The sequence below is a fragment of the Rathayibacter sp. AY1H2 genome, from assembly GCF_002931985.1.
In the GTDB taxonomy this organism is placed as follows: domain Bacteria; phylum Actinomycetota; class Actinomycetes; order Actinomycetales; family Microbacteriaceae; genus Rathayibacter.
In genome coordinates, this window is record NZ_PSUV01000001.1 from 413,388 (window position 1) to 427,274 (window position 13,887).

The following is a 13,887-nucleotide window of genomic DNA, read 5'->3' on the forward strand; positions in this document are numbered from 1 at the left end:
GGGAAGAGGGATCAGCATGGACCACTCGAACGAGGACGATCTCAAGCAGAGGATCGGTATCGACTCCTGGAGGAATCTGTCGAAAGAGAAGTTCATCGCGTTCGCATCCGAGCTGCCGAACATGAGCGAGGAGCTCGCCCTGAAGGTCGTCGAGCAGTTCCCGGATTTCAAGAATCTCGTCCTCGACTCGTTCAGTGAGGTGCGAGATCAGGCGAGTTCAGCCGTTCGAGCCAATTGGAAGAGTCAGAAGAAGGTTCACAGGGCCTTCGCCGAGTACCGCGCCGTCCTGAACCGCGAACTGGATCGTGACACCCTGAGCGCGACGGACCGCTACTCGGTCCTTCGGCTGTTCAAAGAAGCGATCGACGACGAAGCACTCAAGGATTCGGAGCACAAGGCGTTCGTGCTCCGGGCACTGGGCATCGTCGCGATGGTCGCAGTCGCCGGAGTCTCGACGGGAGTCGCCGTCCTCGGCGGTCGAGCCAGGATCGGCGGAGACGCCTAGTACCGAAGCCGATCCAACGGACCACTTCTCCGCCGACGAGCGCGTCGAGGCCGCGAGGCGGTCGACCCGCCGAACAGGCGAGGTTCCCGATCCGGCCGCCGGGAGAACGCAGAAGGCCCGCTCTCTCGAGCGGGCCTTCCGTGGTGGTGGATCCGAGGGGATTCGAACCCCTGACCTCTTCATTGCGAACGAAGCGCGCTACCAACTGCGCCACGGACCCGTGCCTTCCGAGCCGTCACCGGCCCGAACAACTCGTCCACACTAGCACGGACGAGCAGGCGCCTCGCACTCGGGTCAGGCCCCGCGGCGGCGCTGCAGCGCCTGGTCGAGGTCGATCGCGTCGACGCCGTCCACGACGCCCATCGCGGCGAAGCGGGAGGAGGGACGCGGCGCCTCGGGAGCGGGAGCGGCAGCACGCGGGACGCGCAGCGGCGCCACCTCGGGAGCGGTCGCGGCGGCGCGCTGGGCGAGCTCCGCTTCCGCCGCGGCGGTGCGCAGGCGCTCCACGGCGTCGATCGACGCCATCGCGGAGGCGGCGACCGTGCCCCGGGAGAGGTAGAGCGGCTTGGGGAGCGGCTGCGGCGTCCAGCTCGCACGGTCCTCGGCGAGCTCCTCGGAGGCGTCGTCCGCCGCCTCCTCGGCGAGCTCGGCCTCGAAGACCTCGGCGCGCCGGCGCTCGGTCGCGGCGGCCGTCGTCGCTGTTGCGGCCGGAGCGGCCGCGCGCCGGCGACCCGGAGCCAGCAGGATCAGCGTGCCGAGCCCCGCGACGGCGAGGAGCAGGCCGACGAGCGGCACCGCACCCGTGCCGCCGAAGGGCAGCATCACGAGCCCGACCAGCGCGGCGACCGCCCCGACCAGCACGGCCAGCGCGGCGCCCTGGCGCCAGCGCAGGACCGAGGGCCCTGACCGCGTGCTCCGCCGTGCGCTCGCGGTCGCCCGTCGCAGCGCGTCGCGCGCCGCCTTCTCCGCCTGTGCCAGCTCCATCGCCTGTGCCTTCTCTTCGGCTCGTCGTCGTGTCTCGGTCACCCGGAGCCGGCGCTGCTGCAGCGCCACCTCGCGGGCTGTCGCCTCCGCACGCACGTGCTCGGGCACTTCCGCGGTCTCGGCGAGGATCCGCAGCGTCTGCTGCAGCCTCACCGCGTTGCGCTCGGTCGCGTTGTACGACCGCCTGCGCATCCACGTGGGGATCAGGTAGGCGACCCACAGAACGGCGGCGAGCGCCCAGACGACGCCCCCGCCCAGCCAGTCGCTACTCATGCGGACAACGCTAGGAGCACCGGGCACTCCCGTCCGTCATTACGGGTAGGTGTGTCCGTGCGGATCGCGGATCAGTCGGGGCCCCGTCGGAGGGACACCGGCGCCGTCGGAGGGTCCGGAGAGACCCGAGCGGCGCGAGGCGCGGAGATCCGCGTCGGTCGGCACGCCGACCTCCGACGGGACCTGCCCGTCGAGGTAGCGGCGGAGCACGCCGCGGGGCACCTCCTCCGCCACGAGGGCGAAGCAGAAGTGGTCGCGCCAGTCGCCGTTGATGTGGATGAAGCGTCGCCGCAGGCCCTCGTAGCGGAAGCCGAGCTTCTCGACCACGCGCAGGCTCGGCCGGTTCTCCGGGCGGATGCAGATCTCGATCCGGTGCAGCCCCAGGTCGAGGAAGGCGTGGTCGGCAGCGAGTGCCACGGCGATCGGAGTGATCCCCCGCCCGGCGTAGCGCTCGGACACCCAGTAGCCGATCGACCCGGAGGAGAGCGAGCCGTACCCGATGTTCGAGATGTTGAGCTGCCCGGCGAGCTCGCCGTCCCAGTCGATGAGGAACGGCACTCCCCCGCCGGCCCGCGCGTTCTGCTGCAGCGAGCGGATGCTGGCGCGCACGTCGAACGCGGCGCCTCCCCGGGGGTCGGACGCCTCCCACTGGCGCAGCCACGACCGGTTCGCGATCAGCTCCCGCTCGAGAGGGCGGGCGTCGCGCACGCGGATGGGGCGGACGGTGACACGACCCTCGGTGAGCGTCGGGATCGGGAGCGGCATGATGCGACCCTACTGCTCCGCCGCACTGCGGGAGGGGGACTGGACTCCGCGGCGTTCCGTGCTCTCTGGGAACGGACGAACGGACGGGATCCCGTGCCGCAGCAGGGGGTCCCGTCCGTTCCGGAGGAGCGCTCGCCGGGGCTCAGAGGCCGGCGACGAAGTCCTTCAGCCAGGGCTTGAGGTCCTTGCCGAGGTCGTCGCGGTCGGAGGCGAGCTGCACGATGGCCTTGATGTAGTCGAGCTTGTCGCCGGTGTCGTAGCGGCGGCCGCGGAACACGACGCCGTAGACGCCGCCGAACTCGGCCGGGTCCTGCGCCATGCGCTCCAGCGCGTCGGTCAGCTGGATCTCGCCGCCCTTGCCCGGAGCGGTGTGCTCGAGCACGCCGAACACGTCGGGCTTCAGCACGTAGCGGCCGATGATCGCGAGGTTCGAGGGGGCGTCCTCCTTGGAGGGCTTCTCGACCAGCCCGGTGATCCGCACCACGTCGTCCTCGTCGGTCGCCTCGACCGCCGCGCAGCCGTAGAGGTGGATCTGGTCGGGGTCGACCTCGAGCAGCGCGACCACCGTGGTGTCGCGCTGCTCGGCGACGTCGATCATGCGGGAGAGCAGCGGGTCGCGGGCGTCGATCAGGTCGTCGCCGAGGAGCACGGCGAAGGGCTCGTCGCCGACGTGGCGCTGCGCGCGGGAGACCGCGTGGCCGAGGCCCTTCGGCTCGCCCTGACGGACGAAGTGCACGTCGGCGAGGTCGCTCGCGTACTTGACGTGCTCGAGCTTCTTGTCGTCCTTCTTCTGGGACAGGTTCTGCTCGAGCTCGGGCACCGAGTCGAAGTGGTTGGCGAGCGCGTTCTTGTTGCGCCCGATGATCACGAGCACGTCCTGGAGGCCGGCGTCCGCAGCCTCCTCGACCACGTACTGGATCGCCGGCTTGTCGACGACCGGCAGCATCTCCTTGGGGATGGCCTTCGTCGCCGGCAGGAAGCGGGTGCCGAGACCTGCGGCGGGGATGACTGCTTTGCGGATTCGAGTGCCCATGGGGCGCCATCCTAGCGGCGGGGGAAGTCGCGGGAGTTTCGCGCCAGGACCGGCGACGGAAGGCGCCGGTCCCCGTTCCGGGGCGGTCCGGGACGAGCGTCCCTCAGGGTCGTCCGCGCGGAGGCCGGCGCGGGGCCCGGTTCTAGACTGAGCGCATGCCAGCCGACATCACGCACGAGAAGCGGGCGCTGCGCGCCGAGCTGCGCGAGCGCCGCCGCACGCAGACCTCGACCGCTCGCGACCAGGCCGCGGAGCAGATCACCGCCCACCTGATCGAGCTCGCCACCCGCGTGGGGGCCCGCTCCCTCGCGTGCTACCTCTCCGCTCCGGACGAGCCGAGCACCCGGCCGTTCCTGGGCTGGGCCGAGAGCCACGGCATCCGCGTCCTCTTCCCCGTCTCGCGCCAGGACGGCCTGCTCGACTGGGCGGTCGGCGACGGCCACACCGAGACCCAGGGCCTGTTCGGCATGCCCGAGCCCGTCGGGCAGCTGCTCGGCCCCATCGCGATCAACGACGTCGACCTCATCGTCGTCCCGGCCGCCACCGTCGACCGGCAGGGGATGCGGATGGGCTGGGGGCGCGGCTACTTCGACAAGACCCTCGGCTCGATGGAGAAGTGCCCGCCGGTCTACGCCGTCGTCTTCGACAGCGAGCTCGTCGACCGGGTGCCCAGCGAGGTCCACGACCAGGCCGTCGACGGAGTCGTCACTCCCTCCGGCATCGTCGACCTGCGCCACTGACCCCGTCCTCCTTCTCCCCCACCCGCCTCCGAGGAGCCCCCTGTGCCCACCTACTCCTACCGCTGCACGCAGTGCGGCAACGCCTTCGACATCCAGCAGAAGTTCACCGACGACACGCTCACCGAGTGCCCGAGCTGCCAGGGGGCGCTGCGCAAGGTGTTCAGCGCGGTCGGCGTGACCTTCAACGGCTCGGGCTTCTACCGCACCGACTCCCGCTCCGGCGGGAAGTCGAGCGAGGGCGGCTCCTCCTCCTCGGGTGCCGGCTCGTCCGGCTCGGGCGCATCCGGCTCCGGCTCATCCGACTCGTCGTCGGGCTCCTCGGGATCGGGCGGCTCCTCCTCCGGATCCTCGGGTTCATCGGGCTCGGGCGGCTCCTCGTCCGGCTCGGGGTCCTCGGGCTCCGGATCGTCCTCCTCCTCGTCGTCCTCGGGCTCCTCCGGGTCCTCCTCCTCGGGTTCCTCCTCCGGGAGCTGACCCGCCACCCACCGCTCACGGCAGAAACGGAACCATCATGATCAACGGCTTCAAAGAGTTCATCCTCCGCGGCAACGTCATCGACCTGGCTGTCGCCGTGGTCATCGGCGCCGCCTTCACGACCATCGTCAACGCGATCGTGACGGGGATCTTCAACCCGCTCATCGGCGTGATCTTCGACGCCTCCTCCCTCGAGGCCCTGGCCTGGCCCATCCGACCGGGAGAGAACGGCGAGGACCCGACCGTCATCGCCTACGGCTCGGTCATCTCGGCCCTGATCCAGTTCGTGATCGTCGCCTTCGTCCTCTACTTCGCGTTCGTCCTGCCGATCAACCACCTCAAGAACGCCGCGTTCGCCAAGAAGACCGCCGACGCCCCCGCCGCGGAGGACAAGGCCCCCACCGAGCTCGAGCTCCTCGCCGACATCCGCGACCTGCTCGCCAACAACGGCACCGCCACCACCGCGAACTCCGGCAAGCACGTCGACTGAGTCGCTCTGTCTCCTTCCGCCGGAGGCGGAAGAGGACCGCGGTCGGCTTCCCGATCGGGGAACGCTTCGCAGAGCGTTGTGCGAACGGTGCGTCCGAAACGTCGGCACGCGTTTCGGACGGCACCTGCACCTTCGGGAGGTCGCCGAACGGGACCTTCGGCGTCTCCGACGGGGGCTGATCGGCCCTGTCTCCACGCGCTCCTCGATACCGGCGGGCACCGGGCGGGAAGCGGTCGGTCAACGGGCACCGGACGGAAGCGGTCGTCAGCGGCCATCGGACGGGAAGCGGTCGGCCACCGTCGACGGGCCCGACGTGATCGGTCGCCAGACGTCCGCGTGACGTGTCCGCTCGTCGAGCGGGGGCGTGCCGGGGTGAGGCCCGAGGTCGTCGACGGGACCGGCGGCGACTCGAGGACCGTCAACCGGCGCGGGTGGAATCAGTAGTGCGGAGGGACGTCCTGGCGCAGGCGCGCGTCGTTCGGGCCGGTGTCGGGGCGCGCGGGCGGCGCGGAGGGGTCGGCGATCGGAGCGTCGTGCGGGGACGGATCGGTGCCCGGCTTCGCGGGGAGCGTCGCCCGCCGACCGCCGCGGGTGCGCCGCAACGGGCGGTCGGCACCCGCGGGGGCGTCGGGATCCGGCGCCACGATCAGTCGTGCGGCAGCGGCTCGACGGGCTGCGTCTCCCCCGATGCCGGAGCGGCGGCGGCGGCAGGAGCGGCGGGAGCAGCAGGAGCCTCGCCGGCGGCGGGAGCAGCGGTCTGCTCCTCCCCCGCGGTCGCATCGATCAGCCCGGCCACCCGCGCGGCCACGGCCTCGGGGTCGGCGAACAGCTCGAAGTTGTGCACCCGCAGGTAGTGCCAGCCCAGCCGGCGCAGCAGCTCCGGACGCAGGCGCAGCGACACGCGCAGGCTCTGCGTGCTCACGTCGCGGTCGGTCTCGACCACCACGGCACGGGTCCCGTGCGCGGCGACGAGGGCCAGCTTGCCCTTGTGCCCGATGTTGACCCGGAGTCCGCGGCGCTCGAGGCGCGCGGCGAGATCGACCAGCATCGGCTCCGAGTAGTCGTCGCGGTCGCTCGGCTGGACGCGGTCCTCCGCCTCCTGCAGCACCTGCGCGAGCGCGACCATGCCGTAGCGCATGCGCGACTCGTCGATGTCGCCCGGGCGGAAGCACGAGACGATGTCCATCGAGCGGCGGGCACGGGTCATCCCGACCGCCAGCAGGCGCTCTCCGCCCGGCTCCGCGAGCGCGCCGAAGTTCGACAGCAGGCGGCCGTGGGGCGTCCGGCCGTAGCCGATCGAGAAGATGACGCGGTCGCGGCTCTGCGCGACCGACTGCTCCAGAGTCACGACGGCGAAGGGCTCGGGACGGTCGCCGAGGATGAAGTCGCTCAGATCGGTGCGCTTGGCGAAGGCCGTCAGCACCGCCTGCTGCACCCGCACGGCGTGGCGAGGACTCGCGGTGATGACCATCAGCGACTCGCGCGGACGGATCACCGCGTGCTCGAGCACCAGCTCGACCACCTTCGCGACCTCGGCGTCGACGGACTCGACGGCTCCGGAGTCGTTCTCGGGCATGCCGTGCCCGCTCGCGATGTAGTGGAAGCGGAGCGAGTCGTGTCCGAGGAACGAGCCGGCCCAGGGCAGCGAGTCGATGCGGCCGCCGTAGAAGCGGCGGTTGACCAGCTCGGCCAGGTCCTCGCCGCCCGCGCGGTAGCTGCGGGTGAGCGTGACGGTGTTGAGCAGCTCGCCGAGGCGGGCGAGCGCCGACTGGGCGTGCAGCGCCTCCACGTCGGTCCGCGAGGCGGTGGAGCCGAACTCCGGCGTCTCGTCGACGCGCAGGCCGAAGGGAGTGGGGGTCTGCGTGACCGGGTCGCCGAACGCGACGACCTGCTTGGCCCGGCGGATCGCTCCGACGTTCTCGGCCAGCGTGGTCGCCCCGGCATCGACGAGGAACACCGCGTCGAAGGTCGTCTCGGTGCCGATGCGGTGCACCTCGTACGGCGAGGCGAGCCAGGCCGGAGCGAGCACGCGCGAGAGGTGCGGAGCGGCCTTCTGCAGCTCCTGAGGGGTCGTCGCCGCCTCGGTGCGCAGCAGCGCGCGCAGCGCGTCGCGCTCCTGCGGCCAGTCGACGAGCCCGATCTTCCAGGTCTCGGAGAGCTTCCAGGCCAGCAGCTCGGCGCTCGAGGCGGCGTGCGCCTCGTCGACGAGCTTGAAGTCGGCCTCGAGCCGGTCGAGCACGCTCGTGTTGCCGCCGAGCAGCGCACGCTCGTCGGTCAGCATGATCTCGAGCGCCGAGCGCCACCAGGCCAGGTCCAGCTCGCCCGCGACCAGCTCGGCCGGCACGTGGCGGCGCGAGAGGTCGGTGAGCAGCGGGTCCAGGCCCCAGTCGCGCAGGGTGGCGAGGAGGGTCGTCCGCTCCTGGAGGTTGGCCAGCACCTCGCTGTCCTCGGCGAGGCCGGACACCATCGAGGCCAGCTCGGCGAGAGGGAGCGAGGCGAGCTGCAGGTTCGTCCCGCGGCGGCCGAGCGGCTCGTCGAGACGGCTCAGCTGGTCGGTCACCTGCTGGTAGGCCACCTGCACGTCGGCGACGCCGACCGGGACCTCGGGGATCGTGCCGGCGACCGCGTAGCGCTGCCACAGCGTCCGCTGCTGCTGCACCCGGCGGAGCGCCGCGTTGAGGTCGGTGACGTGCGCGCCGGGACGCAGGTACTCGCGGGCGAGCTTCTTCAGGCGCCGGCGGTTGGTGGACGACATCTCGGCGGCCTCGCGGCGCGGCGAGGTGGCGACGATGAGGTCCTGGATCGAGCGGTCGAAGACGGCCGGCTGGAACTTGTCCAGCGTCTCGCGGACGTCCTGCAGCAGGCGCAGGTAGATGCCGAGCTCGGCGACCGACTCGAACGGGCGCATCCGCGTCTGGCCGATGACGTCCTGGGCGCGGTCGAGCAGGCGCGGCAGGTCGCGCAGGTGCAGTCGCTTGGCCAGCTCGTGGGCGATCTCGGCGTCGGCGGTGGAGTCGAACTGGGCCCCGTACCAGGGCGAGTCGCCCGGGCCGTAGCGGAACTCGCCCAGGCGCGCCGACTCGATCAGCATCCGGGTCGCCTCGGGGCGGCTGTGCGCGAGAGCGGTGACGGAGCGGCGGTCGAGGCGGGCGGCGGTCGACGGGGGCGTCCGCAGCTGCGAGAGGCGGGCGAGCTCCTCGAGGGCCTGCAGCGCCGAGACGCCGAAGCTCTCGTCGCGCCGGGAGAGCGCGCCGCGGTAGTCGAGCAGCACCTTCCGCAGCCGGAGCAGGGCGTCGTCGATCTCGCTGACGGAGGGGCGCGCCGCCTTCTCGTTGCGGCCGATCGACTGGATGAGGTCGCGGCGGAGCGTGCGGGGCCCGACCGCGATGCCGCCCAGGCCCGCCGAGAGCAGGCGCTGGTGGATGCTGTCGAGGCTCGACCGGCGGGCGCTGACGACCAGCACGCGCTTGTGCTGGGCGGCCAGGGCGCCGATCGCGTTGACGATGGTCTGGGTGCCGCCCGTGCCGGGAAGGGTCTTCACGACGAGCGAGTTGCCGGCCGCGATGTTCGCGATCACCTGCTCCTGCTCGGCGTCCGCGTCGAGGAGGAGGTTGTCGGTCGCCGGAGGACGCTCGTCCTGCGGGATGATCGACGCCACCTTCTGCGACTGCTGCAGCGCCCGCTTGGCGGCCGGGTTCCCGGCGACGGCGTCGAGGACGGGGTGCTCGAGCATCCGGGCGTCGCGGAGCATGTCGCCCGCCACGTCGGCGAAGCTCGAGACCACGAGGCGCGGGTGCACGGCGAACCACGGCAGGTGCGAGGTCAGGCCGCGCAGCTGGTCGATGACCGGCTGCGGCTTGAAGACGCCGTTCTGCACCGCCAGCTCGACGAACTGCTCGGGGTCGATCGTGATGCCGAACTGCTGCTTGAGGGCGCGCGCGAGCTGCGGGTTGAAGTAGGGCTGGCCCTTGAGCTTGAGCTCGAAGTCGCGGCCGTAGCGGCGGATGGCGAGCGGGCGGAGGAGCACGGGAGCGGTGAACTCCGTGTCGCCGGCGCGCCACTGGGCGAGGCCGATGGCGAGGTGGACGCCCTCGATGCCGCGGACCGAGCGCAGCTCGATCCCCTTGTCGGTGATCGCGCCCGCGGCGTTCTTCGCGGTGCGCAGGGCGAGCTCGTCTCGGATGAGCGAGGAGAGGAGCGTCGTCTTGCCCGAGATGAACGGGGGCAGCCCGCCGGGGTGCGTGGTCGAGAGCTCGATGCGCGTCCGGGGCGAGTCCACGAAGTGGAGCAGGGGCGACGGACCGCCGACCTTGGCGAGCTCGTCGCGCCACGACTGCCACACCGGATCGGCCACGTTGCCGCCCTGGTAGCCGGCCTCGCCGCTCGTCACCTGCACGGGAGAGGTCGCCGTCGGGGAGAGCCGATGCGCGGACGCCTCCCCCTGGTCACCGGATTCGGGTGAGGTCGCCACCGGTCCGGCTCCTGGGAAATCGTCGACTCGTTGCACACGGACACCCTAAACCGGGCACCTCCGAAAGGCCGTAGCGACGCGGGTCGGCGGCACGGCACCTCCGTACGGCTCACCGGGCCGGAGCATCGGAGGAACGCGGAGCCCAGGGTCGGATCGGCGAGCGCGCCCGCCCGATCGGGGCGGGCGGGGGGGCTCAGGAGGGCCAGACGGCCAGGGGCGGCGCCGTCTCGACCCGGCGCTCGTCGCCGACCACGCGGATCCGGCTGCTCACGCGATCGTGCCCGGCGGCAGCGGCGACCGCGGTCATGACGAGCTGAGCGTGGTCGCGCGCGAGATGCCCGAAGGCGCTCCGCAGATCGACGGGACGGCCGGTGGCGAGCGACACGGCGATGCGGGCGACCGCCTCCTCCGAGAGGTCGAGGAGGCACGCCTGCTCGGCGAGGACGGCGAAGTCGATCCGCGGCGCGGCCTCCGTGGCGGCACCGGCCGCCCACGGGTGCTCGGGGCGGAGGCATCCGGCGCGGACGAGGAGCTGCTCCGCGGCCTCGAGGCCGGGCCCGGCGAGGACGGGGATCATGCCGCGGTCCGCTCGGCGCGGCGCCCGGAGGCGCGGACCCCGACGGACACGACTGCCGACAGCAGGCAGGCGACGCCGGCGATCAGCGGCGCGAGCCAGCCGAGGACGCTCACCTCGTCGACGTCCGTGCCGAAGTACTGCCAGTGCGCGATGGCGTAGACGAAGAGGGAGAAGAAGCAGAGCGCGACGCCCGTGAGCGCCGACACCAGGTCTGCCGGACGGACGAGGGGCTCGTGCTCCGCCGAGGCGGCCTGCTCGCTCGCGGGCTCGGAGAGGGCGGCGGCCGGGACCTGCGGGAGGGTCGCGGTGGCGGGGTGCTGCATCATGTCTCCGAGGGAACCAGCCGCGCGGTGTCACGGTCGTCACTCGCTGGCATGACGTCCTGAGCCGAGCGGATGGTGGCGCAGTCGGCCGGTCAGGGAGCGACGGGGACGTCCGCTCGAGCCGGTCGGCGTCCGAGCGACGACTGGAACCGCAGAAGGTACCCGTCCGGATCGGCCACCACCAGCTGACGGACGCCCGCCTCCTCCGCTCCGACCCGGTACCAGCGGGTCTCGAGCGGCGAGAACAGCGGCGTCCCGGCCTCGGCGAGCGCCGCCGCCGTCCGGTCGGCGTCGTCGACGTGCAGCTGCAGGTTCATCCCCCGGCCGAGCGGGCGCTCCAGCGGTGCCGCGATCCAGTTGCGGCCCCGCCCCGCCTCTTCGAGCATCACGTGCGCGGAGCCGAGGACCAGGTACGCGAAGCCCTCCTCGGGCCGGGCGTAGTGGATCCGGAACCCGCAGGGACCGCACCAGAACCCCAGGCTCCGGTCGAGGTCGGCGACGAGCAGCTCGGGGACGAGATCGGGATCGGCCATCCGCGCGGTCTACGCCTCGGCGCTCTCGGGGCGCTTCGTGCGGCCCGGGAGCAGGAGCAGGCCCGAGACGCCCACGACGATCAGCAGGATGGCCGCGACCGTGACGAAGGAGGCCAGCGCCAGCACGGGCATGATGATCGTCAGGACGCCCGCGATGACCGAGGCGATCCCTGCCGCGATCGGCAGCCACGCGGGGCCGGCGACGGTGCGGCCGCTGGTGATGCTCGAGACGCCGTCGAGGATCCAGCCCGCGCCGATCACGAGGCCCAGGACGCTCAGCGACTCGAACGGGTTCGACAGGCACAGGATGCCCGCGACCAGGATCAGGGCGCCGAGCAGGCCCGCGAGCCAGCGCACCCGGGCATCGAGCCGCGAGGCGGTGAAGGCCAGCAGCAGGCGGAAGACGCCCGCGGCGATCAGGTGGATGCCGAAGACGATGGCGACGGTCAGCAGCGTCGGACCGGGGATCAGGACGGCGATGACGCCGAGCACGATCGCGATCAGCGAGACGGCGATGATCCACCAGCGCTCGACGGAGGTGCGGGACATCGTGGGCGCGGCGGTCTCGGACATGGCGTTCCTTCGCGTCGGGGAGTGCGGACCCCTCGAACGTTAGGGCACCGGGGCGGGGTGGCGCGGGGCCTTGCGCCCGCCCGCCCGTGGACGCAGGTCAGTGGCGGGATCCGGTGCGCGCCGCGGCACGGTGCCGCCGCACGCGGCGCACCACGAGCGCGAGCAGCAGCACGCCGAACGCGCTGTAGATGATCGCGTCGAGCACGCCCGCGTACTGGTCGACGAGCTCGTACTGTGTGCCGAGGGCTGCGCCGAGGCCGATCAGCAGGCCGTTCCAGACGCCGGAGCCGAGGATCGTCAGTCCCGAGAACAGCAGCAGGTTCATCCGCTCGGCCCCCGCGGGGAGCGAGATGAGGCTGCGCACGCCCGGGATGAGGCGACCGAAGAGGACCGCCCAGGTGCCGTGCCGGCGGAACCAGCCGACCGCCTTCTCGAAGTCCTCGCGGTCGACCAGCGGGAGCTTGGAGAGCAGGCGGATCGAGCGCTCCGTGCCGATGCGGTGGCCGAGCGCGTAGAGGATCAGGCCGCCGAGGTAGGCGCCGAGGGTCGCCGTGATCACGACCAGCACCAGGTTCATCCGGCCCTGCTGGGCGAGGAAGCCGGCCAGCGGCAGCACGAGCTCGCTCGGGATCGGCGGGAACACCGTCTCGATCAGCGTCAGCAGGCCGACGCCCGCCTCTCCGAGCGCGGCGATCACCCGCGCGGCGACGCCGACGAGTCCGGAGAGCTCGTCGATGCTGTCGGAGGAGGAGGCGGTCGCCACGGAGGCGGGGGCGAGGGCGAGGGTCGCGATCGTCATGACTGAGAAGCTACTCAGTCCGCCGAGCGCGCACCTGGGAATCCGGCGGCCCGCTCAGGGGCGGCCGGTGAGCACGACGGTGTCCGATCCCTGCAGCCGCACCTCGACCGAGGCGATCTCGGAGAGCGGGAGCCCGGTGGCGAGGCTGGGCTCCATCGTCGTCCCCGGCGCGCTCGTCCACGATCCGACGGCCTCGGTGCCGCCCGAGGTGTCCGTGACGTAGAGGACGTAGCCGGCCGAGCCCGCGTACTGCTCGGCCGTGTCGGCCCAGCTGCAGTCCATGTCGATCCGCGTGCCCCACTGCTGCGGCACGAACCGTACGGAGGCCTCGACGGGGACGCCCGGAGCCGCGGCGAGCGAGACGGTCGAGCCGACGGTCTCGACAGGGGCGAGGGACGGACCGATCGCGAGCGGCAGGGCGACGGCGGCGGCGGCCGAGACGCCCGCGGCGGCGAGCACCAGGCCCGCGATGCGCAGCCGGGTGCGGCGGCGGACGGAGTCGGTGGCCGCGGCGAGGCGGGTCAGCAGTGCCGCCGGAGCCGGATCGCCGGCCGCCTCCGGCTCCTCGACCAGGCGCATCGCCTCGTCCTGGGGCAGGTGGGCCAGCAGGCCCGGCAGCGGGACGAACTCGGCGAGGGACTCGCGGCAGCCGGGGCAGGCGCGCAGGTGCAGCTCGTACTCGCGGCGGTCGGCAGCGGTCAGGGATCCGAGGAGGTACGCGGCGTCCCAGTCGCGGAAGGGGTCGTCGTGCCGGTCGTCGGAGGAGGGGTCGCGGCTCACAGCTCCGTCACCCCCCGCTCCTGCAGTGCGAGCTTGAGGGCCCGCATCCCGTAGTGCATCCGCGACTTGACGGTGCCCGGGGCGATCCCCAGCAGCGCGGCGATCTCGGTGACCGTGCGGCCGCCGTAGTAGGCGTGCACGATGACGGCGCGGTGGTCGTGGCTCAGTCCGCTGAGCGCGTCCGAGAGCAGCCAGGCGTCGAGCACCTGGTCGGTGCGGTCGGCGGTCGGGCGCTCGGGGACCTCGTCCGTGCCCAGCTCCCGGGCGTAGCGGGCGCTGCGGCGGTCGTCGATGACGAGGTTCCGGGCCACGGTGTAGAGCCAGGAGCGGGCGGCGGCCTCGCCCTGGGCGAGGATCTCGGGGTGCTTCCAGGCGCGCAGCAGCGCCTCCTGCACGACGTCCTCCGCCATCTGGCGGTCGCCGGTCAGGCGCAGCACGAACCGCCAGAGCGCGCTGGCGTGCTCGTCGTGCAGCGCACGCAGCATCTGGGCCTGATCCTCGGACATCTCCACCTCTTCCTGCACCAACGTAACGGGGGCCCGAACGGTTCAGCCGGTTCGCGCGAGC

The 13,887-nt window shown here is 72.4% G+C and carries 16 protein-coding genes and 1 tRNA gene; 4 read left to right on the forward strand and 13 right to left on the reverse strand.

From position 1 onward, the window contains the following. Positions 1 to 16 precede the first annotated feature (16 nt). Positions 17 to 505, forward strand: coding sequence for a hypothetical protein (locus tag C5C29_RS01845; RefSeq protein WP_104223215.1), 489 nt, complete (start codon positions 17 to 19; stop codon positions 503 to 505). Between the two features lie 144 nt (positions 506 to 649). Here the strand turns inward: C5C29_RS01845 and C5C29_RS01850 are convergent. From C5C29_RS01850 to galU, 4 genes are all read right to left on the reverse strand, one after another. Next, positions 650 to 725 (reverse strand) — tRNA-Ala (locus tag C5C29_RS01850). A gap of 74 nt (positions 726 to 799) precedes the next feature. Further along, on the reverse strand, positions 800 to 1,762 hold the full coding sequence (locus C5C29_RS01855) for a hypothetical protein (protein WP_104223216.1): 963 nt from the start codon (positions 1,760 to 1,762) through the stop codon (positions 800 to 802). A gap of 39 nt (positions 1,763 to 1,801) precedes the next feature. Continuing rightward, positions 1,802 to 2,527: a GNAT family N-acetyltransferase gene (locus C5C29_RS01860; RefSeq protein ID WP_104223217.1), complete on the reverse strand. Its 726-nt coding sequence runs from the start codon at positions 2,525 to 2,527 to the stop codon at positions 1,802 to 1,804. A 142-nt stretch (positions 2,528 to 2,669) separates the two neighbouring features. Next, positions 2,670 to 3,560, reverse strand: coding sequence for a UTP--glucose-1-phosphate uridylyltransferase GalU (gene galU / locus C5C29_RS01865; protein ID WP_104223218.1), 891 nt, complete (start codon positions 3,558 to 3,560; stop codon positions 2,670 to 2,672). Positions 3,561 to 3,715: 155 nt separating this feature from the next. On the opposite strand from galU, the gene C5C29_RS01870 reads away from it, so the two are divergent. The 3 genes from C5C29_RS01870 to mscL are packed head-to-tail and all read left to right on the forward strand — an operon-like array spanning position 3,716 to position 5,264. Beyond that, a complete protein-coding gene (locus C5C29_RS01870) occupies positions 3,716 to 4,300 on the forward strand; it encodes a 5-formyltetrahydrofolate cyclo-ligase (protein WP_104223219.1) in 585 nt (194 codons plus the stop codon). Between the two features lie 42 nt (positions 4,301 to 4,342). Beyond that, a complete protein-coding gene (locus tag C5C29_RS01875; protein WP_104223220.1) occupies positions 4,343 to 4,774 on the forward strand; it encodes an FmdB family zinc ribbon protein in 432 nt (143 codons plus the stop codon). Between the two features lie 37 nt (positions 4,775 to 4,811). Beyond that, positions 4,812 to 5,264, forward strand: a complete 453-nt coding sequence (gene mscL / locus C5C29_RS01880; RefSeq protein ID WP_181074922.1) for a large conductance mechanosensitive channel protein MscL — start codon at positions 4,812 to 4,814, stop codon at positions 5,262 to 5,264. A gap of 437 nt (positions 5,265 to 5,701) precedes the next feature. Here mscL and C5C29_RS16955 read toward each other — a convergent pair whose 3' ends face one another. The 9 genes from C5C29_RS16955 to C5C29_RS01925 all read right to left on the reverse strand — a co-directional run bounded on the left by C5C29_RS16955 (position 5,702) and on the right by C5C29_RS01925 (position 13,826). Continuing rightward, the gene (locus C5C29_RS16955; protein ID WP_104223221.1) at positions 5,702 to 5,908 is read right to left on the reverse strand and encodes a hypothetical protein; all 207 of its coding nucleotides are present in this window, start codon (positions 5,906 to 5,908) and stop codon (positions 5,702 to 5,704) included. A 2-nt stretch (positions 5,909 to 5,910) separates the two neighbouring features. Beyond that, positions 5,911 to 9,735, reverse strand: a complete 3,825-nt coding sequence (locus tag C5C29_RS01890) for a DEAD/DEAH box helicase (protein WP_374953983.1) — start codon at positions 9,733 to 9,735, stop codon at positions 5,911 to 5,913. A 193-nt stretch (positions 9,736 to 9,928) separates the two neighbouring features. Further along, complete coding sequence (locus tag C5C29_RS01895) at positions 9,929 to 10,312, reverse strand: hypothetical protein (protein WP_104238332.1); 384 nt, start codon at positions 10,310 to 10,312, stop codon at positions 9,929 to 9,931. Then, positions 10,309 to 10,638 carry a hypothetical protein gene (locus C5C29_RS01900; RefSeq protein WP_104225075.1) on the reverse strand — a complete coding sequence of 110 codons (330 nt, stop codon included), beginning with the start codon at positions 10,636 to 10,638 and terminating at the stop codon, positions 10,309 to 10,311. Before C5C29_RS01900 ends, C5C29_RS01895 begins: the two co-directional genes overlap by 4 nt. A gap of 89 nt (positions 10,639 to 10,727) precedes the next feature. After that, a complete protein-coding gene (locus C5C29_RS01905; protein ID WP_104225074.1) occupies positions 10,728 to 11,168 on the reverse strand; it encodes a VOC family protein in 441 nt (146 codons plus the stop codon). 9 nt (positions 11,169 to 11,177) lie between these two features. After that, the gene (locus tag C5C29_RS01910) at positions 11,178 to 11,741 is read right to left on the reverse strand and encodes an HdeD family acid-resistance protein (RefSeq protein ID WP_104225073.1); all 564 of its coding nucleotides are present in this window, start codon (positions 11,739 to 11,741) and stop codon (positions 11,178 to 11,180) included. A 97-nt stretch (positions 11,742 to 11,838) separates the two neighbouring features. After that, positions 11,839 to 12,540, reverse strand: coding sequence for a DedA family protein (locus tag C5C29_RS01915; RefSeq protein WP_104225072.1), 702 nt, complete (start codon positions 12,538 to 12,540; stop codon positions 11,839 to 11,841). 54 nt (positions 12,541 to 12,594) lie between these two features. Continuing rightward, positions 12,595 to 13,320 carry an anti-sigma factor gene (locus C5C29_RS01920; protein WP_104225071.1) on the reverse strand — a complete coding sequence of 242 codons (726 nt, stop codon included), beginning with the start codon at positions 13,318 to 13,320 and terminating at the stop codon, positions 12,595 to 12,597. Continuing rightward, on the reverse strand, positions 13,317 to 13,826 hold the full coding sequence (locus C5C29_RS01925; RefSeq protein WP_104225070.1) for a sigma-70 family RNA polymerase sigma factor: 510 nt from the start codon (positions 13,824 to 13,826) through the stop codon (positions 13,317 to 13,319). The genes C5C29_RS01920 and C5C29_RS01925 overlap by 4 nt, the downstream gene beginning before the upstream one ends. Between the last annotated feature and the right edge of the window lie 61 nt (positions 13,827 to 13,887).

Excerpts from the sequence above, each read along its gene's own strand:
- C5C29_RS01905 (WP_104225074.1), bottom strand. The coding sequence starts at position 11,168 with ATGGCCGATCCCGATCTCGTCCCCGAGCTGCTCGTCGCCGACCTCGAC.
- C5C29_RS01845 (WP_104223215.1), top strand. The coding sequence starts at position 17 with ATGGACCACTCGAACGAGGACGATCTCAAGCAGAGGATCGGTATCGAC.
- mscL (WP_181074922.1), top strand. The coding sequence starts at position 4,812 with ATGATCAACGGCTTCAAAGAGTTCATCCTCCGCGGCAACGTCATCGAC.
- C5C29_RS01925 (WP_104225070.1), bottom strand. The coding sequence starts at position 13,826 with ATGTCCGAGGATCAGGCCCAGATGCTGCGTGCGCTGCACGACGAGCAC.
- C5C29_RS01910 (WP_104225073.1), bottom strand. The coding sequence starts at position 11,741 with ATGTCCGAGACCGCCGCGCCCACGATGTCCCGCACCTCCGTCGAGCGC.
- C5C29_RS01895 (WP_104238332.1), bottom strand. The coding sequence starts at position 10,312 with ATGATCCCCGTCCTCGCCGGGCCCGGCCTCGAGGCCGCGGAGCAGCTC.
- C5C29_RS01870 (WP_104223219.1), top strand. The coding sequence starts at position 3,716 with ATGCCAGCCGACATCACGCACGAGAAGCGGGCGCTGCGCGCCGAGCTG.
- C5C29_RS01900 (WP_104225075.1), bottom strand. The coding sequence starts at position 10,638 with ATGATGCAGCACCCCGCCACCGCGACCCTCCCGCAGGTCCCGGCCGCC.
- galU (WP_104223218.1), bottom strand. The coding sequence starts at position 3,560 with ATGGGCACTCGAATCCGCAAAGCAGTCATCCCCGCCGCAGGTCTCGGC.
- C5C29_RS01855 (WP_104223216.1), bottom strand. The coding sequence starts at position 1,762 with ATGAGTAGCGACTGGCTGGGCGGGGGCGTCGTCTGGGCGCTCGCCGCC.
- C5C29_RS01915 (WP_104225072.1), bottom strand. The coding sequence starts at position 12,540 with ATGACGATCGCGACCCTCGCCCTCGCCCCCGCCTCCGTGGCGACCGCC.
- C5C29_RS01860 (WP_104223217.1), bottom strand. The coding sequence starts at position 2,527 with ATGCCGCTCCCGATCCCGACGCTCACCGAGGGTCGTGTCACCGTCCGC.